The organism is Antarctobacter sp. (genome assembly GCF_034670325.1).
Lineage (GTDB): Bacteria > Pseudomonadota > Alphaproteobacteria > Rhodobacterales > Rhodobacteraceae > Antarctobacter.
The window spans coordinates 453,590-479,320 of sequence record NZ_JAXMNR010000001.1; the positions used below are offsets into that span (position 1 = coordinate 453,590).

The following is a 25,731-nucleotide window of genomic DNA, read 5'->3' on the forward strand; positions in this document are numbered from 1 at the left end:
AGTGCCGTCATTCCGGGCATTTGGCGTCGCGCCACTGGAACACCCGCGGCACTAAGCTTAGGCTGCCGGCATTAGATCGCCAAGGAGTCCCCACATGCCTGCGCCTTCCCTGCCCCTCAACGGGTCGTGCCGTTGTGGCCGCGTCCACATTCGCATCACCGCAGCACCGCTGATGACCGCCGCCTGCCATTGCCGTGGCTGTCAGAAAATGTCCTCCAGCGCCTTTTCCCTGACCGCCATGGTGCCCGCCGGTGCGCTGGAAGTCACCCAAGGAGAGCCGGTGGTCTGTGGCACCCACGGGCCCGATCAGGACCATATGGCCTGCCCCTATTGCATGACATGGATGTTCACCCGCATCACCGGCTTCGACGGGTTTGTGAACGTCCGCCCGACGATGTTCGACAACACCGCGTGGTACGTCCCGTTTATCGAGACCATGACCAGCGCCAAGTTTCCTTGGGTCGATATACCCGTGCAGCACAGCTATCCAGAATGGCCGCCGATGGACCAGTTCGAGGGGCTCATGGCCGAATACGCGGCGCAGGGCTGACCGGCGCAAAGAAAAACCCCCCTCCGCGCGAGGCGGAGGAGGGTCGATGCGTCCCCAAAAGGATGCGTCAGGCTCAGGCCACGTCGAATTGCAGCGGCTTGATCTGGTTGAACAGACCCGTTTCGGCCAGTTGCGCCCGCGCTTCGGCCGGGACCGGCTCATCTACATAGAGCAGCGCGATGGCCTCACCGCCCGCGTCTTTACGGCCAAGGGTAAAGTTCGCGATGTTCACACCGTTTGCGCCCATGGTCTGACCCAGCGCACCGATGATGCCCGGCTCATCGTTGTTGGTGGTGTACAGCATGTGTGCACCCACCTCGGCGTCGATGTTGATGCCCTTGATCTGGATGAAGCGCGGCTTGCCATCGCTGAACACCGTGCCCGCAATCGACCGCTCGCGCTTGTCGGTCACAACCGTCACCTTGATATAACCCTCAAACGCGCCGGACTGCGCCTGATTGGTGGTCGAGATCTTGATGCCGCGCTCTTTGGCGATGATCGGCGCAGAGACCATGTTCACCTCGGAGCTGATCGGCTTCATGATACCCGCGATGGCGGCGCAGTTCAGCGCCTGCAGGTTCATGGTCGCGGCCTCACCATCGTACAGGATGTTGATCGCCTTGATCGGCTCATCGGTCATCTGGCCAATGAAGGCCCCAAGATGCTCGGACAGCTTGATCCACGGGCCCATGACCTTGGCCTCTTCGGCGGTCACCGACGGCATGTTCAGCGCGTTCTGAACGGCACCTGTCATTAGGTAATCCGCCATCTGCTCGGCCACTTGCAGCGCCACGTTTTCCTGTGCCTCAGAGGTCGAGGCACCCAGATGCGGGGTGCAAACCACGTTCGGCAGACCGAATAGCGGGTTTTCCTTGGCCGGTTCCTCGGCGAAGACGTCAAAGCCTGCACCGGCGACATGACCGGACTTGATCAACTCGGCCAGCGCAACCTCGTCGACCAGACCGCCACGGGCGCAGTTGATGATCCGCACGCCCTTCTTGGTCTTTGCAAGGTTTTCCTTGGACAGGATGTTCCGGGTCTGGTCGGTCAACGGCACGTGCAGGGTGATGAAATCGGCGCGCTTGAGCAGCTCATCCAGATCATCGACCTTTTCGACCTGCATCTGCTTGGCCTTTTCCTCGCTCAGGAAGGGGTCATAGGCCACAACCTTCATCTTGAGGCCGCGCGCGCGGTCGCAGACGATGCCGCCGATGTTGCCCGCGCCGATCACGCCCAGCGTCTTGCCGGTCAGTTCCACGCCCATGAACTTGGACTTTTCCCACTTGCCCGCATGGGTCGAGGCGCTGGCCTCGGGGATCTGGCGCGCCACGGCGAACATCATCGCGATGGCGTGCTCGGCGGTGGTGATCATGTTGCCGAAAGGCGTGTTCATCACGATCACGCCCTTCTTGGACGCGGCTTCCTTGTCGACGTTATCGGTGCCGATGCCAGCGCGGCCCACGACTTTGAGCTTGGTCGCGTGCTCAAGGATCGTCGGCGTCACCTTGGTTGCCGACCGGATGGCAAGGCCATCATACTGACCGATGATCTCGGCCAGCTTGTCCTTGTCCTTGCCCACATCTGGCAGGAAATCCACGTCGATGCCGCGATCGCGAAAGATCTGGACGGCGGCGTCAGAGAGTTTGTCGGAAATGAGAACCTTGGGTGCGGTCATGTGCTACGCGCCCCGGATTTGATCCGGGGCCTCCTGCTGGAAGGATGGAATGGGAAAGAGGCCCCGGGTCACGCCCGGGGCATGTGGTGTCAGGCCGCCTGCGACAGCGCCTCGATCTCGGCGTGAAAGGCGTATTCCAGCCACGGCAGCATCGCCTCGACGTCCGAGGTTTCAACCGTGCCACCGCACCAGATCCGCAGACCGGCAGGTGCATCACGATAGGCGCCCACGTCCAGCGCCACGCCTTCGGCCTCCAGCCGCTTGGCGACGGCCTTGGCAAAGACCGGACCGTCGGTGATGCGCGCATCGGTGAACTTGAGGCAAACAGAGGTGTTCGACCGCGTCGCCGCGTCCACGGCAAGATTGTCGATCCAGTCGCGCGCTTCGCAGAAATCCCAGATGGCTTTCGCATTGGCATCCGCCCGTGCGATCAACCCCTTGAGGCCGCCGACAGAGCGCGCCCAGTCCAGCGCCACAAGGTAATCCTCGACCGCCAGCATCGACGGCGTGTTGATGGTCTCACCGACAAAGATGCCCTCGATCAGCTTGCCGCCTTTGGTCAGGCGGAAAATCTTGGGCAGCGGCCATGCGGGGGTGTAGCTTTCCAGCCGCTCAACGGCTCGGGGGCTCAGGATCAGCATACCGTGCGCCGCTTCACCGCCCAGCACCTTTTGCCAGGAGAAGGTGGTCACATCCAGCTTGTCCCACGGCAGGTCCATCGCAAAAGCGGCAGAGGTCGCATCGCAGATGGTCAGACCTTCGCGGTTCGCCGGGATTGCGTCGCCAGACGGCATCCGCACGCCAGAGGTGGTGCCGTTCCATGTGAACACAACGTCCGTGTTGTAGTCCAGCGCCGCCATGTCGACGATCTCGCCGTAGTCGGCGGTCTTCACTTCGGCGTCGATCTTCAACTGCTTGATCACATCCGTGACCCAGCCCGCGCCAAAGCTTTCCCAAGCGACCATCGTCGCCTTGCGTGCGCCCAGCAGCGACCACATCGCCATCTCAACGGCGCCGGTGTCCGAGGCGGGCACAATACCGATCCGGTAGTCGGCAGGAATGTTCAGAATGTCACGCGTCTCTTCGATCGCAGCCTTCAGCTTGTCCTTGCCGATCTTCGCACGGTGCGAGCGGCCCAACGCGGCATCTGCCAGCTTTTCAAGCGTGAATGTGGGGATCTTGGCGCAGGGGCCAGAGGAAAAACGCGGATTAGCCGGCCGCGTTGCCGGTGCAGTCATGGTCATATCTGCTAACCTTCCAGATAGATGCCCCTCGTTGGGGAGGGGTGTCCCACGGACGCATCTACGCCACGGCCCACGTGGCGGCAAGTCGGATTCACGTCGGATTCCGGGCCCATTGCGTCGGATTCCAGCACCGGCATCCCACGCGCGACGCGCATCGGAAACAAACCGCCCGTCCGGGCACGCCATCAGCGAATCCCTTATCGAACGCGGCTCTTGTGTTAGGCTGTGGTCCTATGCCCTTCCCGGAGGTCTTCATGACACGCATTTTTCTTGCCCTATTGTTCTCAACCCTTGCCGCCTCGGCGCAGGCCTTTTGCGGCTTTTACGTCGCCAAGGCGGATGGATCGCTGTTCAACGAAAGCTCAAAGGTCGTCTTTGTCCGCGACGGCGACCGGTCCGTGATCACCATGTCTTCGGACTATCGCGGTGAACCTCAGGATTTCGCCCTGATCGTGCCCACGCCCCGCGTCCTGTTGCGCGACCAGATTCGCACCGTCGAGGCGGAAACCGTCAAACATCTGGACGATTACACCGCACCGCGCCTTGTCGAATATCACGACCGCGACCCGTGCTCGCCCGTCCCGCTGCCGATGATCTCCATGACCGCCGTCGTGAATGAGGCCGCGCCGCCGCTGGCCGTGCGCGCCCGCGCACTGGGCGTGACGATCGAGGCGGAATACGCTGTCGGCACCTATGACATCCTGATCCTTGGCGCTGAACAATCAGATGGGCTGGTCACCTTCCTGACCGCAGAGGGTTACAACATGCCCGAGGGCGGCGAAGCCACGCTTCAGCAGTACATCGACGGCGGGATGAAATTCTTTGTCGCCGGAGTGAACCTTGAACGGCATGAGGCCGCCGACACCAAGGAACTGCCGCCGCTCCAGATTGAATTCACCTCCAAGGATTTCATGCTGCCGATCCAACTGGGCAAGCTGAACGCCGACGGTCCGCAGGATGCGCTGTTCTTCATGCTGTCGCGCACGGGCCGTGTGGTGCCGACGAATTATGTCCCCGTCCAACTGCCCAGCAACATGGATGTCCCGCTGTTTGTCGAAGAAGAGTTTGGCGCGTTTTACCGCGCGCTCTTTGCGCAGGCCGCGCCGGATGAAGGAGGGATCGTGGTCGAATACGCATGGGACATGGCATGGTGCGACCCCTGCGCCGCCGATCCGCTGACCAATGCGCAACTGGCGGAACTGGGGGTCGACTGGCTGCCCGAAGAGACCGGGACCGGGCCGCTGTCCGGCCAAAACGTCTATGTCACGCGACTGCACGCCCGCTATGAGGGCGACCAGATGGCCGAAGACGTGTTCTTTCGCGCCACCGAAGACCGGCAGAACTTTCAAGGGCGCTATGTGATGAACCACCCCTACACCGGGGAAACCACCTGCGAGGCGGGCAAGGACTATGTCCTGCGCACCCGCGCCCGCGTGCTGGATGAGGCGCGCACGCTGGCGCGCCTAACCGGCTGGGACGAGGCCGAATTGCTGGAGAAGGCCCGCACATCCGTTCCCGAGGAGTTCCGCTGAACAAGGGTTCCGGCGCCCCGTCTGCGGGGCGCCGATCGCTTATTCCTTGGGGCGGTTGTCCACGATCCGCACGGCCTTGCCCTGACTGCGTTCCACGCCACCCGGCGCGGCCACATCCACCTTGATCGAGACACCGACCACCTGCTTGACCCGCGCCGCCAGATCGCGGCCCGCCTGATCACCCAGTTCGACCGTGTCGGGCAAGGTCTCGACCTTGACGCGCATTTCATCCTTGTGACCGACGCGGTTCAGTTCCAGCTGAAAGTGCGGGGCCAGTTCGCGCACCGTCATCAACTGTTCCTCGATCTGGGTCGGGAAGACGTTGACGCCGCGCAGGATGATCATGTCGTCTGACCGCCCCGTCACCTTTTCCATCCGCCGCATCGTGCGTGCCGTCCCCGGCAACAGCCGCGTCAGATCGCGCGTGCGGTAGCGGATCACCGGAAACGCCTCTTTGGTCAGAGAGGTAAAGACCAATTCGCCCAATTCGCCGTCCGGCAGAACCTCACCCGTTTCAGGGTGAATGATTTCAGGGTAGAAATGATCCTCCCAGATGTGCAGGCCGTCCTTGGTCTCGACGCATTCGCTGGCAACACCCGGCCCCATCACCTCTGACAATCCGTAGATGTCGACCGCGTGCATATCAAAGGCGTCTTCGATCTCCAGCCGCATGGCGTTGGTCCAGGGCTCTGCCCCGAAGATCCCGACCTTGAGCGGCGATTTGCGCGGGTCCAGCCCCTGCGCCACATATTCATCAATGATCGACAGCGAATAGGACGGCGTGACCGTGATGCCCGTCGCCCCGAAATCCTCGATCAGGCGCACCTGACGCTGTGTCATGCCGCCAGAAATCGGCACCGTGGCAAGGCCCAGCTTGTCCGCGCCCAGATGGATGCCCATGCCGCCGGTGAACAGCCCATAGCCATAGGCGTTGTGCAGTACATCGCCGGGTTTCAAACCCGCCGCCCGCAGCGACCGGGCAACAACCGTGCCCCAACTGTCCAGATCATTGGCGGTATAGCCCACAACGGTCGGTTGCCCTGTGGTCCCGGAGGAGGCATGAATGCGCCGCACCTGATCGCGCGGCACGGCAAACATGCCAAAGGGATAGGTCGCGCGCAGGTCGGATTTCACCGTAAAGGGAAACTTCGCCAAATCCGCGAGGCTGGTCAGGTCGTCCGGATGCACCCCCGCCGCGTCAAAGCTGTCGCGGTAATGCGCGACATTGTCATAGGCGTGGCGCAGCGACCATTTCAGGCGGTCCAGTTGCAGGGCGGAAATTTCATCGCGCGAGGCAATCTCGATTGCATCAAGGCTTTCCTTGGACGGGGTGAGGTCTTCCATCGGGTCTCCTCCGGGATGGGAACGGCGGGCGCGTCAAGCGCCGTCTTGCAGGGTCGATTCGTCTTCGGGGAACAGCTGGCCCTTTATGGTGCGCGACAGGCCGCGCATCAGCGCCACCTTGCGCCCGTCGCCGCCGGTCACGGTCACGTCATAGACACCGGACCGCCCGGTCAGCGCCTGTTCCTGCGCCGTCGCAGTCAGCCGCTCGCCCGGCTGGCCGGGGGCCAGAAAGGTGATCTGGTTTTCCTGCGCGACGGTCAAGCGATTGTAGCTGTTGCAGGCAAAGGCAAAGGCGCTGTCGGCAAGGGTAAAGATGAAACCGCCGTGGCAGATCTTGTGCCCGTTCAGGTGATGCGTCTGCACCTCCATCGACAGGACGGCTCGACCGGGCGCGATCTCTTCGATGCGCATGCCCATCTGCTGGCTTGCGGCGTCACCGGCCCACATGGCCTCTGCCGCGCGTGTGGCGCGTTCCTGCGGTGTCATCTTGCTCCTCCCTCGATGGCGCGACACTGCCTAAAACCGACCGCGCGGTCAAGTAAATTGAAACCCCTCCTCTACCCCCTTGATTTATGGGCCGAAGAGCGCAACTCTGAGGTCATGAACAGCTTGACGCCCTTCCCCGGTCAGGGGCCCGCGCCAGAGGTGACAGCCTTTCAGCGGGCCGAGCTCAACGTCATTCTCTCGCTTTACGGACGCATGGTGGCCGCCGGTGAATGGCGCGACTACGGCATCTCCTCGCTGCGCGAGGTTGCGGTGTTTTCGATCTTCCGCCGTACCGCCGAGAACCCGCTGTACCGGATTGAGAAACGCCCCAAACTGCGCAGCAAACAGGGCGAATACGCGATTTTCGGCATGGAAGGGCAGGTGCTGAAACGCGGGCACGACCTGCGCGCAGTGCTGCGTGTGCTGGAACGCAAGCTGATCCGCTCGGTGCAGTGAAAGACGATTTTTCGACGAAAAATCGCCCCACCGGTCAGTCGTGCGCCCCCATCAACCGTTCGCCGGGGAAAGCATCGCGCAGAGAATCTCGAACATGATCGACACCCCCAGAAAGGCGGTGTTGCCGCTTTGGTCGAAGGGCGGCGAGACCTCGACCAGATCCGCGCCGACGATGTTCACCCCGTTCAGTTCGCGGCACACCTGCAACGCCTGATAGCTGTTCGGCCCACCCACCTCCGGCGTGCCGGTGCCGGGCGCAAAGGTCGGATCGACGAAATCAATGTCATAGCTGACATAGGTCGGAGCGCTGCCCACGATGGTGCGCGCCTCTTGCATCACATCCGCAATCCCGCGCTCAAAGAACTCTTCGATCGTCACGATGCGGATGCCGTTGGCGGCGGCGAAATCACGATCCTCGGTGTCGTACATCGTACCGCGAATGCCGATCTGGATCACCCGTTTCGGGTCCAGAAGGCCCTCTTCCACCGCGCGCCGAAAGGGTGTGCCATGCGTGTACATGGTGCCGCCGAAATAGCTGTGGAACAGGTCGGTGTGGCTGTCGAAATGGATCATCCCCAACGGCCCGTCCTTGGCCAGCGCCCGCAGCACCGGAAGCGAGGTCAAGTGATCGCCGCCCGCCGTCAGCGGCCGGATGCCCGCCGCGACGACTTGATCGTAAAACGCCGTGATGCGCGCCATACTGTCCTGAATGTCCGCCGGGTTCGGCCCCACGTCGCCGAGATCGGCGCAATTGACCGCCTCAAACGGGCGCATCCCGCTGGCCGCATGTTGCGCGCGGATCATGGTGGAGGCATCGCGCAACTGGCGAGGGCCATGTCGCGGACCGGGGCGGTTGGTTGTGCCGCTGTCCCAAGGCACGCCGATCAGCCCCACCTGCACCTCCGTAAACCGGGGATGATCCGCCGGGACATAGGGCAGGCGCATGAAGGTCGGCACACCGGCAAAACGCGGCAGATCGAACCCGGAAACCGGATGAAAGAAGGAATCAGACAAGGCTTGCTCCTGCGGTTGCGGGTGCGAGGGGCCAGCCCCTCGCGCTCCCCGGGATATTTTCAGACAGAAGAAGACAGGCGCGCGTGGCGAATGACCGGCCCGTCCCCCTGTTTTTCGATACGGTCGATGGCCTGATTGATCGGCTCAAAGGCAACCGCCATGGCGTGTGCGTTGGCGTGTAGTATGGTGTCGGGGTCCGAGACCCAGGCCACATGGCCTTTCCAGAACAACAGGTCGCCGCGCTGTGGCGGCGTGCCGGTGGGCAGCGCCGTCCCCAGCGCCTCTTGCATGTCGCTGTCGCGCGGGCAGGACTGCCCGCAGGCATGCAGCGCGATCTGAACCAGCCCGGAACAGTCAATGCCAAATGCAGAATCGCCGCCCCAGAGATAGGGGGTGCCGATCAACCGTTCGGCGGCGGCGACCGGGTCCGTTTCGGTCTGGTCCATCGGCACAAGATGCGCGGTGCGTATCCATTTGTTGACGCCCATGTGGGCCATGCGCAGGTGGATGTTGCACCAGTCGCCGTCTTGCCGGGCGAGCCGGACAAGGCTGCCCATGGACAGGATTTCCGGGTGCCCGGGCTGTTTGACGTCCCGGTTGTCCAGCCCGATACTGCGCGCCACCCTGATCCTGTGCGTCGGCGGCGTGCGGTCCTCTCGCAGCAGCGGAGCCGCCACCCAGCCCACATAGCCGTCGCGTTCCGCAAAGCCGAAGGCCATGTCGTCTGTGGTCTCGAGCACGACAAAGGCCTCACCCAGCCGCAACTGGCAGTCGCGTTTTCCCCCCGGTGCGTCCAGCATATCAACCACGCCAAGGTTGGCGCGGTGGCGGATGCCCGGGGTAAAGATATCGGCCTCTACCTGCTCGCGCAGGCTGTCGTGCGCCACCCGCCCGTTGCTGCGCAGCAAACGCCGGTCCATCATAGGCCCAGCACCTTTGGCAGCGCCGCAAGGATCGCGCGCGGCCCCTGCATCAGACCACCTTTGGAGCGGCCCGGGGCGGCGGCGGGTTGCCATGCGTAGATGTCGAAATGCGCATAACGCGCCGCTTGCCCGGTGAAGCGGCGCAGGAACAGCGCCGCGGTAATCGACCCGGCGAACCCGCCGGAGGGCGCGTTGTCCAGATCGGCAATCCCCGGTTCAATCATCGCCTCGTAGGGGTCATGAAACGGCATCCGCCAGACCGGATCGGCAGCGCCGGGTGCCGCCTGCGACAAGGCGGCGGCGAAATCCTCGGCGTCGGTGTAGAAGGGCGCAAGGTCGGGACCAACCGCCACACGCGCCGCCCCCGTCAGCGTCGCCATCGAGATCATCAGATCGGGCGTTTCCTCATCGGCGTAGGCCAGCGCATCGGCCAGCACCAACCGCCCCTCGGCGTCGGTGTTGTTGATTTCAACCGTCAGCCCCTTGCGCGAGGTCAGGATATCGCCGGGGCGGAAACTGTTGCCCGCCACGCTGTTTTCCACCGCCGGGATAAGCAGCCGCAACCGCACCGGCAGGCCCAGCGCCATGATCATCTGCGCAAGACCCAGTGTATTCGCCGCGCCGCCCATGTCCTTTTTCATCAGCCCCATCGACGCGCCAGGTTTGAGGTTCAGCCCGCCGGTGTCGAAACAGACCCCCTTGCCCACCAGCGTCAGCGTCGGCCCCGCATCGCCCCAGCGCAGATCAATCAGGCGCGGCGCGTGTTCTGCCGCGCGCCCGACTGCATGGATCATGGGAAAGTTCCGTTCCAGCAAGGCGTCGCCGGTGATCACCTCGATCGACGCGCCGAACCTCTGGGCGAGGTCCCGTGCAACCGCCTCCAGTTCCTCGGGTCCGAGGTCCGATGTCGGTGTATTCACCAGATCGCGGGTCAGCCCCTCGGCCTCGGCCAGCGTTTCGATTCGCGTCGCATCCACGCCTTCGGGCGCGACCAGCAGCTTGGTCACGTCACTGTCCGCGACGTAGCGGGTGAACCGATAGCCCGCCAGCAACCAGCCCAGCGACTCAGTCTCGGCGCAGTCGTCCGGCAGGCCAGAAGCGATCCGGTAGGTCCCCGGTGCCAGCCCGGGCAGCGCCCCGGCCAGCACAAATCTCTGGCGCGCGCGCTGCGCCGCTGTTCCATACCCCGCCAGCGCCGCCTCGGGCGTGCCATCCGCCCCCGGCACCATCAGGGCCGTGTTCAGCGCTCCGGTGAACCCGCTGGCTTTGACCCAGGCGCGCACCCGCGCATCCTGCCCGTCCAGCCAGATTTCCAGCCCATCGGGTTCGATCAGGTGCAGTGGCAGGGCGGGCGAGTCGGGGGCGGCGAAACTGGCGGACATGAAGGCTCCATTGACAGGGTGCCTTTACCGTATTGCCTGCACGCCCCGCCGCAAGTGGATTTCACCGCCCGCCATCCCGGCGGCTCAGACAGAGAACTCATTGATGTCCCAAAGCGCCGTCAACGAGCGTTCGCCGATGCGCGCCAATCGGGCCAGTGTCGCCGCCTCGGCCACCGCATCGCCCATTTCAATGCAGGCTGTCACGTCATGCGCCACCTTGCTGAGTGAACACAGACCGATCTGGTCCGCGATGGCCGCAAGCGCCCGCAATCCCTTGTGCATTTCTTCGCGCGGACCGGACAGCGCCTGCGCCTGCAACTGGCACATCCGCTGGGCCAATTCTTCCATTGCACGGCAAACCACACCCTCGGCGGCATTCCGTCCCAGATCGGTACACAGCGTCTCTATCTGGGCCGTGTCCATCGCTGGACGTTCGGCCGGTGCCAGATACGTAACCTCTTTCACGTTTCACCCCATTCATGTGCTCCCACGCAGGGGCAACATGAACTGGGCGGGTTCCCAAAAGGTTATCCCAGGGTGGTGTTTTCGCTCGAATTTCCTCTGAATTCGTCGTACTTGGGGCAACCCAACCAGACGACCGGAGACTTAGATGGAATTCGCTCGCCCCTTGCCCGGCTTTCTAACACAACGCTACCACGGCTGGAAAGCAACGACCCACGCTGAAAACAGCGCATGGTATCGCCGCCTTGCCAGCGAGGGCCAGCGTCCCCGCGCAATGGTGATTTCGTGCTGCGATTCCCGCGTGCATGTCACCTCGATCTTTGGTGCCGATCAGGGCGAGTTCTTTATTCACCGCAACATCGCCAACCTTGTCCCGGTCTATGAACCCGACGGCCAGCACCACGGCACCTCGGCGGCTGTGGAATATGCGGTCATGGCGCTGAAAGTGGCGCATCTGATCGTGCTGGGCCACTCTAACTGCGGTGGTGTGCAGGGCTGTCTGGACATGTGCGAAGGTCGCGCGCCGGAACTGGAGGAAACCGCCTCTTTTGTGGGCCGCTGGATGGATATCCTGCGCCCCGGCTATGAGGCGGTGAAGGGCCACGCGGACATGCCGCACGCGCTGGAAAAAGAGGCGGTGTCGGTCTCTTTGCGCAACCTCATGAGCTTTCCCTTTGTGCGCGAGGCGGTCGAATCCGGCCAGCTTAGCCTGCATGGCCTTTGGGTCGACATCGGCGAAGGCGGCCTACACTCGCTGGACGGCAAGACCGGGGCATTTGTTGCAATCTAAAGCGATTTCAGGGGGCGTTCTGGCACAAAACGCTCCCGGAATCGCAGTTTTTGCAAAGCCGCGCCTTGATAACTGAACGATTGTTCATAAAATAGAGATCCAGCGATCCAAACCTTGCTCAGAGGGATGCCATGCTGGACCTTGCCGCCAATAACCTGCTGTCGCCAATCGTGCTGTCGTTTGTACTGGGGCTGTTTGCGGCGCTGGCCCGATCTGACCTTTCGGTCCCAGAGGCGGTGGCCAAGGGCATCTCGCTCTACCTGCTTTTCGCCATCGGTTTCAAAGGCGGCGCCGGGGTCGCGGCGCATGGGTTCGAACCGCGCCTTGCCGCAACAATCCTCGCCGGTCTGGTGCTGTCCTTTGCCTTGCCCTTTGCGGCCTTCGGGCTGCTGCGCGTGTTGTCAGGCATGTCCCGTGTCGATGCCGCCGCCGTGGCCGGGCACTATGGCTCGATCTCGATTGTAACCTTTGTCGCCGCGACAACCTTGTTGGCCAACGCTGGCCTGACCGCCGAAGGCTACATGGTGGCCGTCGCCGCTGCGATGGAGGCCCCCGCGATTCTCTCGGCGCTATGGCTGCTGTCGCGCGGGGACCAGAATACCAATATGGACAGCGACCTGTGGCGTGAGATCCTGCTCAACGGGTCTATCGTGCTGTTGCTGGGCGCGTTCCTGATAGGCATGACAACCGGTCAGGATGGGTTGGACAGCATCGCCCCCTTTATCGTCAGTCCGTTTCAGGGCGTGCTGTGCATCTTTCTGCTGGACATGGGCCTGATCGCCGGTCGGGGGCTGCGCTCTGCTGGGGTGCTGGATCGCGGGGCCGTCGTCTTTGGCGTCGTGATGCCCCTGATCGGGGCCGCCGCCGGTCTTGGTGCCGGGTTGGTTCTTGGGCTGTCCACCGGGGGCGTGATGCTGATGATGACCCTGTCGGCCTCGGCCTCTTATATCGCCGTGCCCGCAGCAATGCGTGTCGCTGTTCCAGAGGCCAATCCGTCGATCTATCTCACCCTGTCGCTGGCGGTGACCTTTCCCTTCAACCTCACTCTGGGCCTGCCGCTGTATCTGGCGACCGCCCGGATCATGACCGGAGGCTGACCATGCAGACCCACAAGGCAAAACGCGTCGAGATCATCATCGAACGGGTAATGGAACACCGCCTGACAGAGGCGATGAAACGCGCCGACGTGACAGGATGGTCCGTTCTGCCGATCCTTGGTGGATCAGGCCGGTCCGGAGAATGGAGCCGCGAAGGCCAGATCAGCCGGGGGACCGGGCTGGTTCAGGTGGTGTGCCTCATTCGCCCGGAAAAGCTGGATCCACTGCTCGAACATGTGTTTGCCGTCGTTGAACGGCAGATCGGCGTGGTGTCGATCAGCGATTGCGAGGTAGTGCGCGCCGAGCGGTTTTAGGACCGCCCGCCTCGACCTGCAGCCGCAAGCTCACCGGCCTGCCCCTCGCGGTGCGCCCGAACGCGGGGCCGACCGATGCGTTCCGCCAACCGGGCCAGCGGGACGCCCAGATCACTGCCGGTACACAGCCCTTCGCCAGTATCGTTCAGGATCACCATATGGCCCAGCCGGAACGTCACCCGAAACCCCTTGCGCGCCAATTGCTCGGACAGGGTTTGCCAGCTTTTGGCCCCTTCAAGGATCGGCGACAGAAACAGCCGCAACAGCGCAAGCGCCTCGCTATCGAGTGGCCTTGGAAGGCCCGATGTTTTGGGAACATTTGGCCAATTGGCCTGGGAAATTGCAGCATGAAGCATCACCGCCTCCTTACCGATTTTTCAAGCGTGGCACGCAAATGCGGCGAAACTGCGGCAGCCTCGCGCCCTTGGTAAGGATTTCCCGTAAAGCGGTAACAGGCCCGCGCCGGGGGGCGCGGGCCTGTTGCAGGTCAGTCTCACGTCGCGCCGCTGTGGCGCGCGGATGCGGGCAATCAGCCCTTTTTAAGCGCCTTCTGGCCCAGCACTTCGGCGATCTGAACGGCGTTCAGTGCCGCGCCCTTGCGCAGGTTGTCGCTGACGCACCACAGGTTCAGGCCGTTGTCGATGGTGCTGTCCTGCCGGATGCGGCTGATGAAGGTGGCAAAATCGCCAACGCATTCCTTGGGGGTGACGTAGCCACCGTCCTCACGCTTGTCGATCACCATGACGCCGGGCGCTTCGCGCAGGATGTCGCGCGCCTCGTCCTCGTCAAGGTAGTCTTCGAACTCGATATTGATCGCCTCGGAGTGACCGACAAAGACCGGCACCCGCACACAGGTCGCCGTGACCTTGATCTTGGGGTCGACGATCTTTTTCGTTTCCGCCACCATCTTCCACTCTTCCTTGGTAGAGCCGTCTTCCATGAAGACATCGATGTGCGGAATCACGTTGAAGGCGATTTCCTTGGTGAACTTGTTCGGCGGCACGTCCTTGGTCGGGTTATAGACGGCCTTGGTCTGTTCCCACAGCTCGTCCATGCCCTCTTTGCCCGAACCCGACACCGACTGGTAGGTCGAGACGACGACGCGCTTGATCCGCGCGCGGTCATGCAGCGGCTTCAGCGCGACAACCATCTGCGCGGTCGAACAGTTGGGGTTCGCGATGATGTTCTTCTTGGTGTAGCCCATGACCGCGTCGGCATTCACCTCTGGCACCACCAGCGGAACGTCCGGGTCGTAGCGATACAGCGAAGAGTTGTCGATCACCACACAGCCCGCAGCAGCGGCCTTGGGCGCAAACTCTTTCGTCGGGCCAGAGCCGACGGCAAACAGCGCCATGTCCCAGCCGGTAAAGTCAAAAGTGGCAAGGTCTTTGGTCTTGAGGGTCTTGTCGCCAAAGCTCACCTCTGTACCCAGCGATTTGCGCGAGGCGAGTACGGCGATCTCGTCGACGGGGAATGCCCGTTCGGCGAGGATGTTGAGCATTTCGCGGCCCACGTTGCCCGTGGCACCAACGACGACAATACGGTAGCCCATATGGCCCTCCTTAGGGGTTGCGCCGCCACCCACACGCGGATCGCGCGGCCAGCGGAATGGCGCGTTTCTTATCGCAGGCGCAGCATAGACGAAAGCCCCCATTCGGTTCGATACCGCCGCTTCAACGGGCAAACCGCCCGGTTCACGCTCAATTCCGCTCTATTTTTCGGCATCTTGCCCCGGTGGTAATCCGCCGGTACTCGCAACCGCAGAAATAAGCGGCTTGCCTGCTTGCGGTTGATTAACCTAAGACATGATGAAGCGGAGCATTCCAAAGGGGCAAAACGATCAGGTTGGCGCAAGACCGGTGACGTTTCGTTTTCCTGCGGACAAGCTCCCGCATAGTATCTGCGAGGGACAAGGCTGAATGTTCTACAAACTCGTGATGGCGTTGTCCCGGACGCAAAAGCAGATGCTTTTCATCCTGATGGATGCCACGGTGGTTCCCCTTACCATGATTGCCGCGCTGGCGCTGTTGGCGCCGGGCACCACGGACAGAACGGCCCTCCTTGCCATCATGCCCATGATGATCCTGCTGACCGGCACGGCTGTCGGCGCTGGCTGGTGGCTGGGGCTGACGCGCATCACGCTGAACGCCTACGAAATGCGCGGCGTGATCCGCACCGCGACCTATGCCGCGCTTCTGGGGGTTCTGGGGCTTGCCCTGAATATGGTCATGGGAATCGGACTGCCAGTCGGGGCCTTCGTGATCTTCGCGCTGCTCTTGCTGGTTGTCTCCGCTGCGTGGCGGCTCATCCTGCGACAGGTCACGCTGAACATCTACCGTCACGGCAAGGACCGGATGCGGGTGCTGATCTACGGTGCCGGGCAGACCGGCCAACAGCTTGTCGCCGCGCTGCGCCATGACGATGCGATCCTGCCGGTGGCCTTCATCGACGACAACCCCACCCTGCAAAGCCTGATCGTCTCTGGCCTGCGTGTCCACGCGCCCTCCAGCCTCAAAAAGCTGGTGCTGGAAAAGGACATCGACCGCGTTGTGCTGGCCATGCCCTCGATCAGCCAGCCCGCGCTGGCGCGCATCGCGCATAAGCTGCGCCATATCGGCTGTGAGGTCCACGCCCTGCCCTCCTTCGCCGCCATGGTCGGTGAGGGCGAAATCCGCAAACAAGTCACCCCCGTCTCGATTCAGGACCTGCTGGGCCGCAGCCGTCTGGAAAGCGAACTGCCCGGCGTCAGCCATGTCTATTCCGGCCGCCGCATCCTTGTGTCCGGCGCGGGCGGCTCTATCGGCTCTGAACTCTGCCGCCAGTTGATCGCGTGCAAGCCCGACTGCGTCGTGCTGGTCGATCACTCGGAACTGGCGCTCTACAACATCGACAAGGAGCTGCGCGACATCGGCGACGGGCTGCACATCGTGCCGGTGCTGGGTTCGGTTCTGGACGAACGCCTGATGCGCGACGTGCTGGTTGCAAACGACATCGACGTCGTGCTGCACGCCGCCGCCTACAAACATCTGCCGCTGGTCGAAACCAACGTGCTTTCCGGGCTGCGCAACAACGTGCTGGGGACCAAGATCCTTGCCGATTCCGCCCGGTCCGCCGGGGTGGATCGCTTTATCCTTGTCTCGACCGACAAGGCGGTGCGCCCGACCAATGTGATGGGCGCATCAAAGCGGCTCGCCGAACTGGTGATTCAGGACCTTGCCGCGCGCACCCCCGGCACCCGGTTTTCGATGGTGCGGTTCGGCAATGTGCTGGGGTCGTCCGGCTCTGTCATTCCGCTGTTTGAGGAACAGATCCTGCGCGGCGGCCCGGTGACGCTGACCGACCCGCAGGTCACGCGCTATTTCATGACCATCTCCGAGGCGGCGCGGCTGGTCCTGCTGGCCGGGTCCTTTGCCCGTGGCGGCGATGTCTTTGTGCTCGACATGGGCGACCCGGTGCCGATCCGCAAACTGGCGCGCCAGATGATCGAAGGCGCCGGTTTCGCCGTGCGCGACGACGACACCCCCAATGGCGAGATCGAGATTCAGATCACAGGTCTGCGCCCCGGTGAGAAACTGCACGAAGAACTGCTGATTTCCCCCGACATGCTGACCACGCCGCACACCAAGATCCTGCGCGCGCAGGAAAGCTTTTTGTCGGAGTTTGAGATGGCCACGGCGCTCAAGGACCTGCGGCAAGCGATCGAGACCCATGATGAGGGCGCGGCCCGCGCGGTGATTTCGCGCTGGGTCGAACAGGCCGAACTGGACGAAGCGGCCCAGTCCAGCTGACCCATCAGGCTGAGACGAATTTTCGCCGAAAATTCGCCTCGCCCTTCAGTCTTCAGCGGTCCGGCAAATCGGTCCGCGCAACCGCAGGCCCCCAGTTCTCGACCAGATCCGCCGCCTCTGCCGCGCTTTCGACATAGCGGAACAGGTCCAGATCTTCCGGGCTGATCGTCCCGGCATCCGCCAGCGCGTCCCAGTTGATGATCTTTTCCCAGAATTCACGCCCGAACAGCAGCAGCGGCACCCGCTGCATCCGTCCCGTCTGGATCAGGGTCAGCGTCTCGAACAACTCATCCAGCGTGCCAAACCCGCCCGGGAACACGCAGATCGCCCGCGCCCGCATCAGAAAGTGCATCTTGCGGATGGCGAAGTAGTGAAAGTTAAAGGCCAGATCCGGCGTCACATAGGGGTTCGGGGCCTGCTCGTGCGGCAGCACGATGTTCAACCCGACCGACTTGCCGCCCTCATCATGGGCACCGCGGTTGCCCGCCTCCATGACACCCGGCCCCCCGCCGGTCACGATGACAAACTCGCGGTTGCCGCTGGCCTTGGACTTGATCGTCATCAGCCGTGCAAATTCCCGCGCCTCATCGTAGAACCGCGACAGATCGGCCAGCGTCTTGGTCCGCGCCTTCTCCTTGTCCGCAGGTGCGGGGATACGCGCCCCGCCAAACAGCACGATGGTCGAATCGATGCCGTGCTCGTCCATCAGCATCTCGAACTTTTGCAGTTCCAGTTGCAGGCGCACCGGCCGCAGTTCATCCCGGTACAGAAATTCATCATCCGCAAAGGCCAGCCGATAGCTGGGTGACAACGTCTGCGGGGTTTCCGGAATCTGTTTTGCGGTATCGCGGTCCGTATGCGCGTTGCGCAGCGGGCTGCGGCGGTCGTCTTTCATGTCGCGGCTCCTTGTTCGCCTTTCCTCAGGACTATAGCGTGCCGCTCCAAAGCGCCAGTTGCCGCATACACGCGCGCGCCATCACCGCAGGACACGCCTATGAATTGGAAAACCGAGATCGACAAAGCCGCCGACCGGATCAGCGGCCATACCGTGACAACCCCTGTCATGACCTCGGACGTGCTGTGGACGCATCCTGTCGCGCTGAAGCTGGAGCAGCTCCAGCACACAGGCAGCTTCAAGGCGCGCGGCGCGTTCAACACCTTGCGCGCGCTTCAGGTGCCGACGGGCGGGGTGGTGGCGGCCTCGGGCGGCAACCACGGCGCGGCGGTGGCTTATGCCGCGCACAGGTTGGGTCATCGGGCGCGCATCTTCGTCCCAGAGATCGCAGGCCCGGCCAAGATCGCTCTGATCGAACGCACCGGGGCCGACCTGACGGTGGTGCCGGGCGAATATGCCGACGCGCTGGACATGGCCAAACGCTATGAGCAAGAGCAGGCCGCCATGCAGGTCCACGCCTACGACGCCCCGCACACCGTCGCAGGTCAGGGCACACTCATGCGCGAATGGGAGGCGCAGGGGCTGGAGGCCGACACCGTGCTGATCGCCGTGGGCGGCGGCGGGCTGATCGGCGGGGCGCTGGCATGGACCATGGGCAGACGCAAGATCGTCGCTGTCGAACCCGCCGCCTGCAACACGCTGGGCGCGGCGCTGACCGCAGGCGCGCCGGTGGATGTCAGTGTCTCTGGCGTGGCCGCCAACGCGCTTGGCGCGCGCCGCATCGGTCAGATTTGCTTTGACCTTGCGCAGGCGCAGACCACGCCGGTCGTCACCGTCACCGACGAGGCCATCACCGACGCCCAGCGCCTGCTGTGGCAAGCGCACCGCCTGCTGGTCGAACCCGCCGGGGCCTGCGCGCTGGCCGCGCTGACCAGCGGCGCTTATGTGCCCGCCCCCGGCGAACGGGTGGCGGTGCTGCTTTGTGGGGGCAACATCGCCCCCGATCCGCTGGGCTAGTGCTCAGGTCCAGAGCTTTTCGGTCATCTGCCGGTGCAACTCCTTGCGCATCCGGGCGATCTGATCCTGCACGTCGGGGTCCGGGTTCTCTTTCCCGTCCTTGTCGTAATACAGGTTGTGATACTCGATCGCCGTCTTGTCGGTGCCGGGCACCGGCACCGGCGTGTCCAGATCATACAGTTCAAATTGCGGCGCATAACTGGAATCGGCGCTGAAATACTCGGCGTATTTCCAGCGCTTGCCACGCACACAGCGGATGCGGTCTGGCGCATGGACCACCACCTCCTGCGTGGCCGATGAGGCGCGAATGTCGTCGAAGGTGAACAGTACGTTTTCCTGCACACGGGCCTTGGGATCGTCCAGCAGCGCGCTGCAATCGGTCCCGGCAAAGCTGCCCTTGGTATAGGCCTCCATCGCCCAGCCCAGCTGTGAGCCGACCAGTGTCGGCAGCACGTCCACCAATGAAAACAGCTCATCGGTGACGGCGGGCGTTTCGAACAACTCGGGGTTCGCCCAGATCATCGGCACGCGCATCGTCTCTTCGTAGACGTTATAGGCTTTCTGCCGCAGGCCGCCGTGGCTCATCCCCATCTCACCATGATCCGAGGTGCGGATGATGATCGTGTCCCGGAACAGGTCGTTGGGGTCGTCGCCGTCAAAGAACAGATCCAGCAACCCGTCGATCTGGCCGTCGATCTTTTCACACAGATGGGCGTAGAACCGCAGATAGTTCTCGCGCTTGGCGTCCGTCTCCAACGGCCCCAGCCCCACCGCCGACACCGCCAGCAATTGCGCCTGTGCTGTGGGTTTGTTGTTGGTGCGCAGATCCTCATGCACCGTCGCGGGCAGCTCGACCCGGCCCTTGTGGAAATCCTTGACCGTATAGCCGTATTCCCAGCGCGACGGGTAGGCCAGCACGTCATGCGGATTGACCAGCGACAGCACCATCAGGAACGGATCGTCCCGCCCGCTGTCGCGATACGCCTCGATCCACGCCCGCGCCTCCGAGATATAGCGCGCGTCCTGATCGGGCCAGCCGCCGCCGAAATGCTCTGGCTCCGCGTCCTCACCCGCATCGGGCGGTATCCACCCCTTGAACCCGAACAAGGCCACCTCCGCCGCGGTCAGCGCATTGGGGTTTTCCGGGTGGTTCTTTGCCTTGGACAGATGCCACTTGCCCCGGTACTGCACATCATATCCCGCCTTGGCAAAGATATTGCCCATGTTCGGCAACGACGGGTCCAGCGAATGCTGCCCCACCGCGTAGATCCCGCCATAGCTCAGCGTCTGTGTTACCCCGTGGGTCGCCGGATAGGTGCCGGTAAACAGGGTCGACCGGCTGGGCGAGCACATGCAGCTGTTGCACACCGTGTTTCGGAAACTCAGCCCGTGCTTGCGCAGCCGCCGCATCGCCGGCAGGTCCAGTATCTCTTCTTCGCGAAACAATTCCGTGGCCCGCTGCTGATCCGTCATGATCAACAGGATGTTCTTGCGCTGGCCCGCCATACGCGCCTCCTCTATGAAAATACCAATACGTGTAAACGATAACGTCGAATCAACCCTACAGGTGTGCAGCCTCCCCGCCGCGCCGCGCCCTGTCAATCTTCGCCTCGGCGCGCCGGACCATTGTCGGCCCGGGGCGGGACCGCTATAGCCCACCCCAACCGACAACCCGAGGGGAGAGGGCACCATGTCCAACGCACAGCTTGAAACCGCCATCGAGGCCGCCTGGGAAAACCGCGCCGAGATCACGCCAGCCACCACAGGTGAGACCCGCGACGCCATCGAGGACACGCTGAACGCGCTCGACAGCGGCAAGCTGCGGGTGGCCGAACGCGGCGACGATGGCACATGGCACGTCAACCAGTGGGCGAAAAAGGCCGTGCTGCTGGGCTTTCGCATCAAGGACATGGAACAGCAGGACGGCGGCCCGCAGGGTGCGGGCTGGTGGGACAAGGTCGACAGCAAGTTCAAGGGCTGGGGCGACAACCAGTGGAAGGCCGCCGGTTTCCGCGCCGTCCCCAACTGTATCGTCCGCAAATCCGCCTACATCGCGCCCGGTGTGGTGTTGATGCCGTCGTTTGTGAACCTCGGCGCCCATGTCGATGAGGGCACCATGGTCGACACCTGGGCCACCGTCGGCTCCTGCGCGCAGATCGGCAAGAACGTCCACCTTTCGGGCGGCGTCGGCATCGGCGGCGTGCTGGAACCGATGCAGGCCGGCCCCACCATCATCGAGGACAACTGCTTTATCGGCGCCCGGTCCGAAGTGGTCGAGGGCTGCATCGTCCGCGAAGGATCGGTGCTTGGCATGGGCGTCTTCATCGGCCAGTCGACCAAGATCGTCGACCGCGAAACCGGCGAAGTCATGTATGGTGAGGTTCCGCCCTATTCCGTCGTGGTTGCAGGCTCCATGCCCTCCAAGAACGGCATCAACCTGTATTGCGCCGTGATCGTGAAACGCGTGGATGAGCGGACCCGCTCAAAAACCGGCATCAACGAACTGCTGCGCGACTGATCCACGACAAATCCAAGCGGCGGGGGCCTTGCGCCCCCGTCCCTTCAGCGATCCTCGAACCACGCATCCACCAGCGCACCGTATTCGCCGGATTCGCGCAGTTGCAGGATGGCCTGATTGATCGATTCGCGCAGCGGGCTGCCGGTGGGCAGGGCAATGCCGTAATCCTCAGACCGGAACACCCGGTCCAGCAGGTAGGCATCGCTGTGCGGCGACCGCAGCAGGTAGTATTTCAGCAACGGCCCGTCAAAGACCAGCGCCTCGACCTCGCCTTCCTCGAAGGCGGTGATCATCTCGGCAAAGCCGGGATAGGTGCTGTGGCGCACTTCGCGCCCCTCCAGGAACAGCGCGGCGGTCGAGCCTTCCACGCTGCCCACCCGTCGCCGGTCCAGATCGCTGATCGAATCGATGGTGCTGGTCAGGGCGGTCACGGTCATGGCGGCGGTGATCCGCGCCACGAATATCGACACGCCAAACAGGCTTGCCACCACCATCACCACCCCCAGCACGCGACCAAAGGCCGACCGCGGCATCCGCTCTTCGAACCCGCCATTCACCACAAGGTTCAGCGCCCACCAGAAATTCGGAAACATCGATTCCCGTGCAGGCCGCTCGAAATAGGGCTGGGCGCGCCGCTCAAAGACCCACATCAGCATCCCGCCGCCAAACAGAACGGCAAAGGCCAACAGCACGTAGGCCGCCACCTCCAGCGTGAAAATCTGCTGCCAGAAAGAGTTTTCGGCGGTGCCGGCGACCATGATCTGCACCCCGCTTTCAAAAATCGGCAGGGTGAAATCCATCGTCGCCTCGCGCACGGCGGTGATCGAGATATTGGCGATGGCCCCGTCAACTTCACCGTCCCGCACTCGCTCCAGCATTTTGCCAAAACTTGTCGCAGTCTCGAACTCGACGTCCTGGCCCAGCCGCTCCGCAATCATACGCATCAGCGCGATGCTGAATCCGTCATGCTCGGTGGAGCCAATCGAAAACGGCGGGCGCTCTACGGTGGAAAACACCAGCGTCTGCGCTCCGGCGGACACCGGCATCAGAAGCAGCGTCAGGAACAGGGCAAAGCTACGGAACATTGCGGTCATCATTTCTCCGGACTGCGCGATCCCTGGCGAACCGCCGGGCGAACGCATTTGCCACAGCATACACAGGACAGGCAACATTCAATCCGTGCGATATCAAAAGAGTTGCCCTTCGGCTATGCCGACCGTCACAATTCCAGAAATTCGTGGCCGCCGGGCGTTACTCGGCGGCCACTGCCGACACTGGCTCTTGTATCAGGCCCGCCGCCGTCGCGGCGGCCTGCGGGTCTTGGGCATTCGCCAGCAACCAGCCTTGCAGCGCGGCGGGGGCCATGCGCCGCGCGCCCAGCGCCTCGGCAAAGCGGTGCGCGTGGGCGTCCTCACCGGGAAAGAAGCGCAGGAACAGCTCTGCCGCCACCCGCGCCGGGACCGGCCCCAGTTCGACATGCAGATCGGCGCGGCCCGGTCGGATCAGCGCCGGGTCCAGCCTGTCGGGGTGATTGGTGGTCATCACCAGCACCCGCCCCTCCTGCGCCGCCACCCCGTCGATGGCGTTCAGCAGGCCGGAAAAGCTGATGCCGGTCTTGGTCTCACCCTCGGACCGCCCGGCAAAAGCGGCGTCGATGTCTTCCAGCACAAGGAATGCGCCTTTGGGGGCAGAGGACAGCCCGCTGCGCAGATCCTCATCGCTCAGGCCCGCACTGGTCAGGCTGATGCTGGCCAGATCCTTGCCAAGGTCAGAGGCCAGCGCCCGGATCAAGCTGGATTTTCCGGTGCCCGGCGGACCGTACAGCAGATAGCCCCGCCGCCACGGCACGCCGCGCGTGCGATACCAATCCTCATTGGCGTAGAACCACGCCATGTCGTCACGCAGCCGGGTGATCCGGTCGTCCTCGGCCACGATCGTGTCCAGCCCGCGCCGGGACAGATCGCAGACGTGATCCCACCAGTCGCCTTTCAGCACATACAGGTCCGGTGCCTCTTCGTCCTCGACGGCACACAGGGCGGCCCCCTCGTCGATCCACGCGCGCAACCGCTCTGTTCGTCCGAACAGCATGGTGAGGGTCAGCACCTCCAACGGGCCACCGCCACCGCCGACGCGGGTCTTTTCTCGCATCGTCCGCTCAAACGCGCACAGCCGCCCGCCGTGAAAGAACCAGTGCCGCCCCTCGACCGGGGCAAATATCTCGGCCCCGCCCGCCGTCACGCCGGTGGTTTGCACCTGCCGGATGCGCCGCAGTGCGCCCTTGTGGTCCAGCCACAGGTAAAGGTGCCGATACGCGTCAGAGCGGTTGTCGACCGTCAGCGACACCGCCCACCGGCGCTGCGCCTGCGCGCGGGCCAGCCCGTAGACCATCCGCAACACACCGATGGCCGCACCGAAGACGCCCAGCGCCAGACCACCGGCAAAGAAATCACTGCCCACCGCGCGGGTGAGCATATCGCTCAGGAAATTGTCCATAAATCCATCGGCGCGCATGGCGCCGCTCTTGGGAAATCGGCCCCGTGTCTGGGGCGGGCGGGGTTATCCGTGGACGCCGCGAAGGGCGTCTGGTTGCGTATGGTTCGTCATCGTCGCCCTCCTTTCCTCTGAGGTTCTCTGGGTGCCGCCTGATACGGCCCAACCCCGATTCGCGCCAAGTCGGGAATTCCCGACGCCACCGCCCGTGGCCGATATGCCACGCAGCCCGCTTGACAGCTGGGGCGCAAAAGCGCATCGCTCTCGCCGCAACCAAAGGGGGTGCCGCCATGGCCGACAAAAAGCCCAAAGCCGACAAGAAGCCGCAACAGGTCTACACCCTGCTGGTCGAGGTCGGGCGCAAGACCGGCGATGGCCTGCCCGCCAAATCCACCGGGGCGGCGCTGATGTGCTATGCCTCCGGCGTGGATGAGGCAGAGGCCGTGCGCGAAACCGTGGCGATCCTGAAACAGGCCGACATGGCCCCGCTGGACGTCACCGGCTACGGCACCCGCGAAGAGCGTGAGGCCCAAGGCCACGAGATCGACGACGAAGAGGCCGCGCTGATGGACCGCGCGCGGGCGGAAAACGCCGTGATCGTCGCTCAGGTGACGCCCTTCAACGACTGACGCGCGGCGCGCTCAGGCGGCGCGGCTCTCGGCCAGCGTCACCGCCTCGAACGGGGCCAGCACCTTCAGCGCGGTGCCGCCGTGTTCCGGCATCAGCCCCGCAGGTACATCCGCCAGCAGCGTATCGCGCAAAAAGTCGCGGCGACGGCGCAACCGCCCGACATACAGGCTCTCGATGCCCGCGCCCGCCGAGACCAGCGCCTCGTGCCCCGGCAACAGCACCTGATGCCATGTGACCAGCGGGCCGCTGTCCTCGAACACCGCCGCGCGTCCGTTCACCAGCCCGGCGGCAGGCACCAGCACTGCCTCGCATCCAAATAGGTAGGACACGTCCGCCCCGGCCACGACAAGGCACTGACCGGGGGCCACGATCAGATCCTCACGCAGCCCAAAGTACGGCACCTGCAAGCGCACCGGCCGGAACGTCCCCTGCGCCGGAACCCGCCGCGACACCTGCGCCAGCACCGGCACCACCGCGCCCGCATGGGTCACAACCGTGTCGCCGCAGCGCAGGTCCGCCACCCGGCGCGGCCCCTGCGGCGTCACCACCTGCGTATCCCCCGCCAGCGTCGGCACCGGCCCCAGCGGCTCGACCTCATCCGACAGCGCGCAACACCCCGCGCCCTGCAAGGCCAGCACATCGCCCCCGGTCAGCGGCGGTGGCGCTGCGGTCTCTTGCAGCGCCAGCACGGTGCCGTCCGCCCGCTCGACCGCGAAACGCCCGCGCCGCGCCGGACTGTCCCAGGCAAAGCTGATGCGCAGCACCTCTTCGCGCCGCTCGGCGGGCAGGGGCAATACGCTCTGGAACACATCCGCCCCTTGGGAGATCACAAGCGCCAGCCCCTGCCCTGACACCATCGTCAAAGACAGGCTGCCGGGCCAGGGCGTCACCCGGTCAATCGACACCAGCCGCTCTGGCCGCGCACCGCCCGCCAAACGGGCCTCGACCATCACGGTGCCGCGCGGCAACAAACGGTCCGCCGCCCCCGCCGCCCAGTCCGGATCGACCCAATGCGCGCCCGCCCCCGATACCGCAATCCAGCCCATCTTGCCCCGCACCCCTTACCGTTCGCACAGGCCTAGCACGCCCTTTGCCCCTGCGCCATTTGCCAAGCGTCCCAAGGC

The 25,731-nt window shown here is 63.8% G+C and carries 25 protein-coding genes; 10 read left to right on the top strand and 15 right to left on the bottom strand.

What is annotated here, in order from left to right; all coding sequences use genetic code 11:
- Positions 1-94 precede the first annotated feature (94 nt).
- Positions 95-550, top strand: coding sequence for a GFA family protein (locus tag VOI21_RS02295; RefSeq protein ID WP_323767287.1), 456 nt, complete (start codon positions 95-97; stop codon positions 548-550).
- Between the two features lie 73 nt (positions 551-623).
- Here the strand turns inward: VOI21_RS02295 and serA are convergent, their stop codons facing one another.
- Together serA and VOI21_RS02305 are read right to left on the bottom strand one after the other, a co-directional pair.
- A complete protein-coding gene (gene serA / locus VOI21_RS02300) occupies positions 624-2,225 on the bottom strand; it encodes a phosphoglycerate dehydrogenase (RefSeq protein ID WP_323767289.1) in 1,602 nt (533 codons plus the stop codon).
- Between the two features lie 89 nt (positions 2,226-2,314).
- Positions 2,315-3,469 (bottom strand): phosphoserine transaminase, encoded by a 1,155-nt coding sequence (locus tag VOI21_RS02305; RefSeq protein WP_323767291.1) that lies wholly within the window; start codon positions 3,467-3,469, stop codon positions 2,315-2,317.
- A 254-nt stretch (positions 3,470-3,723) separates the two neighbouring features.
- Here VOI21_RS02305 and VOI21_RS02310 point away from each other — a divergent pair, with 254 nt between their 5' ends.
- The gene (locus VOI21_RS02310) at positions 3,724-5,001 is read left to right on the top strand and encodes a DUF2330 domain-containing protein (RefSeq protein ID WP_323767293.1); all 1,278 of its coding nucleotides are present in this window, start codon (positions 3,724-3,726) and stop codon (positions 4,999-5,001) included.
- A 39-nt stretch (positions 5,002-5,040) separates the two neighbouring features.
- Here the strand turns inward: VOI21_RS02310 and paaK are convergent, their stop codons facing one another.
- Complete coding sequence (paaK, locus tag VOI21_RS02315; protein ID WP_323767295.1) at positions 5,041-6,345, bottom strand: phenylacetate--CoA ligase PaaK; 1,305 nt, start codon at positions 6,343-6,345, stop codon at positions 5,041-5,043.
- 33 nt (positions 6,346-6,378) lie between these two features.
- Positions 6,379-6,831, bottom strand: coding sequence for a hydroxyphenylacetyl-CoA thioesterase PaaI (gene paaI, locus VOI21_RS02320; protein WP_323767297.1), 453 nt, complete (start codon positions 6,829-6,831; stop codon positions 6,379-6,381).
- A 114-nt stretch (positions 6,832-6,945) separates the two neighbouring features.
- On the opposite strand from paaI, the gene VOI21_RS02325 reads away from it, so the two are divergent.
- A complete protein-coding gene (locus tag VOI21_RS02325) occupies positions 6,946-7,287 on the top strand; it encodes a DUF2794 domain-containing protein (protein ID WP_323767299.1) in 342 nt (113 codons plus the stop codon).
- A gap of 51 nt (positions 7,288-7,338) precedes the next feature.
- On the opposite strand, the gene speB is transcribed toward VOI21_RS02325, so the two are convergent.
- From speB to VOI21_RS02345, 4 genes are all read right to left on the bottom strand, one after another.
- Positions 7,339-8,301, bottom strand: a complete 963-nt coding sequence (gene speB, locus VOI21_RS02330; RefSeq protein WP_323767301.1) for an agmatinase — start codon at positions 8,299-8,301, stop codon at positions 7,339-7,341.
- Between the two features lie 59 nt (positions 8,302-8,360).
- Positions 8,361-9,224 (bottom strand): NlpC/P60 family protein, encoded by an 864-nt coding sequence (locus tag VOI21_RS02335; protein ID WP_323767303.1) that lies wholly within the window; start codon positions 9,222-9,224, stop codon positions 8,361-8,363.
- Positions 9,221-10,606 carry a leucyl aminopeptidase family protein gene (locus VOI21_RS02340; RefSeq protein ID WP_323767305.1) on the bottom strand — a complete coding sequence of 462 codons (1,386 nt, stop codon included), beginning with the start codon at positions 10,604-10,606 and terminating at the stop codon, positions 9,221-9,223. The genes VOI21_RS02335 and VOI21_RS02340 overlap by 4 nt, the downstream gene beginning before the upstream one ends.
- Positions 10,607-10,690: 84 nt before the next feature.
- A complete protein-coding gene (locus tag VOI21_RS02345; RefSeq protein ID WP_323767307.1) occupies positions 10,691-11,071 on the bottom strand; it encodes a hypothetical protein in 381 nt (126 codons plus the stop codon).
- Positions 11,072-11,216: 145 nt separating this feature from the next.
- Here VOI21_RS02345 and VOI21_RS02350 point away from each other — a divergent pair, with 145 nt between their 5' ends.
- The 3 genes from VOI21_RS02350 (at position 11,217) to VOI21_RS02360 (ending at position 13,269) form a co-directional block, all read left to right on the top strand.
- Positions 11,217-11,858 (top strand): carbonic anhydrase, encoded by a 642-nt coding sequence (locus tag VOI21_RS02350; RefSeq protein ID WP_323767309.1) that lies wholly within the window; start codon positions 11,217-11,219, stop codon positions 11,856-11,858.
- Positions 11,859-11,989: 131 nt separating this feature from the next.
- Entirely contained in the window at positions 11,990-12,955 is a 966-nt protein-coding gene (locus VOI21_RS02355; RefSeq protein WP_323767311.1) for a sodium-dependent bicarbonate transport family permease, read from the top strand.
- Between the two features lie 2 nt (positions 12,956-12,957).
- A complete protein-coding gene (locus VOI21_RS02360; RefSeq protein WP_323767313.1) occupies positions 12,958-13,269 on the top strand; it encodes a P-II family nitrogen regulator in 312 nt (103 codons plus the stop codon).
- Here VOI21_RS02360 and VOI21_RS02365 read toward each other — a convergent pair.
- Both VOI21_RS02365 and VOI21_RS02370 read right to left on the bottom strand, forming a co-directional pair.
- On the bottom strand, positions 13,266-13,625 hold the full coding sequence (locus VOI21_RS02365; RefSeq protein ID WP_323767315.1) for a hypothetical protein: 360 nt from the start codon (positions 13,623-13,625) through the stop codon (positions 13,266-13,268). The two genes, VOI21_RS02360 and VOI21_RS02365, sit on opposite strands and share 4 nt — an antisense overlap.
- Before the next feature lie 173 nt (positions 13,626-13,798).
- A complete protein-coding gene (locus VOI21_RS02370) occupies positions 13,799-14,821 on the bottom strand; it encodes an aspartate-semialdehyde dehydrogenase (RefSeq protein WP_323767317.1) in 1,023 nt (340 codons plus the stop codon).
- 367 nt (positions 14,822-15,188) lie between these two features.
- Between VOI21_RS02370 and VOI21_RS02375 the strand changes: the two genes are divergently transcribed.
- On the top strand, positions 15,189-17,057 hold the full coding sequence (locus VOI21_RS02375; RefSeq protein ID WP_323767319.1) for a nucleoside-diphosphate sugar epimerase/dehydratase: 1,869 nt from the start codon (positions 15,189-15,191) through the stop codon (positions 17,055-17,057).
- Positions 17,058-17,109: 52 nt separating this feature from the next.
- Here the strand turns inward: VOI21_RS02375 and VOI21_RS02380 are convergent, their stop codons facing one another.
- A complete protein-coding gene (locus VOI21_RS02380; RefSeq protein WP_323767321.1) occupies positions 17,110-17,952 on the bottom strand; it encodes an LOG family protein in 843 nt (280 codons plus the stop codon).
- A gap of 99 nt (positions 17,953-18,051) precedes the next feature.
- Between VOI21_RS02380 and VOI21_RS02385 the strand changes: the two genes are divergently transcribed.
- A complete protein-coding gene (locus tag VOI21_RS02385) occupies positions 18,052-18,969 on the top strand; it encodes a threonine/serine dehydratase (protein WP_323767323.1) in 918 nt (305 codons plus the stop codon).
- Positions 18,970-18,972: 3 nt separating this feature from the next.
- Here VOI21_RS02385 and VOI21_RS02390 read toward each other — a convergent pair whose 3' ends face one another.
- Positions 18,973-20,475 (bottom strand): sulfatase-like hydrolase/transferase, encoded by a 1,503-nt coding sequence (locus VOI21_RS02390; protein ID WP_323767325.1) that lies wholly within the window; start codon positions 20,473-20,475, stop codon positions 18,973-18,975.
- Positions 20,476-20,659: 184 nt separating this feature from the next.
- Between VOI21_RS02390 and dapD the strand changes: the two genes are divergently transcribed.
- Positions 20,660-21,487, top strand: coding sequence for a 2,3,4,5-tetrahydropyridine-2,6-dicarboxylate N-succinyltransferase (gene dapD / locus VOI21_RS02395; protein WP_323767327.1), 828 nt, complete (start codon positions 20,660-20,662; stop codon positions 21,485-21,487).
- 44 nt (positions 21,488-21,531) lie between these two features.
- On the opposite strand, the gene VOI21_RS02400 is transcribed toward dapD, so the two are convergent.
- Complete coding sequence (locus VOI21_RS02400; protein ID WP_323767329.1) at positions 21,532-22,581, bottom strand: transporter substrate-binding domain-containing protein; 1,050 nt, start codon at positions 22,579-22,581, stop codon at positions 21,532-21,534.
- A 157-nt stretch (positions 22,582-22,738) separates the two neighbouring features.
- Positions 22,739-23,998 (bottom strand): AAA family ATPase, encoded by a 1,260-nt coding sequence (locus VOI21_RS02405; protein ID WP_323767331.1) that lies wholly within the window; start codon positions 23,996-23,998, stop codon positions 22,739-22,741.
- A gap of 269 nt (positions 23,999-24,267) precedes the next feature.
- On the opposite strand from VOI21_RS02405, the gene VOI21_RS02410 reads away from it, so the two are divergent.
- Positions 24,268-24,606 (top strand): hypothetical protein, encoded by a 339-nt coding sequence (locus tag VOI21_RS02410; protein WP_323767333.1) that lies wholly within the window; start codon positions 24,268-24,270, stop codon positions 24,604-24,606.
- Positions 24,607-24,618: 12 nt separating this feature from the next.
- On the opposite strand, the gene VOI21_RS02415 is transcribed toward VOI21_RS02410, so the two are convergent.
- Positions 24,619-25,653: a Hint domain-containing protein gene (locus VOI21_RS02415; RefSeq protein WP_323767335.1), complete on the bottom strand. Its 1,035-nt coding sequence runs from the start codon at positions 25,651-25,653 to the stop codon at positions 24,619-24,621.
- Between the last annotated feature and the right edge of the window lie 78 nt (positions 25,654-25,731).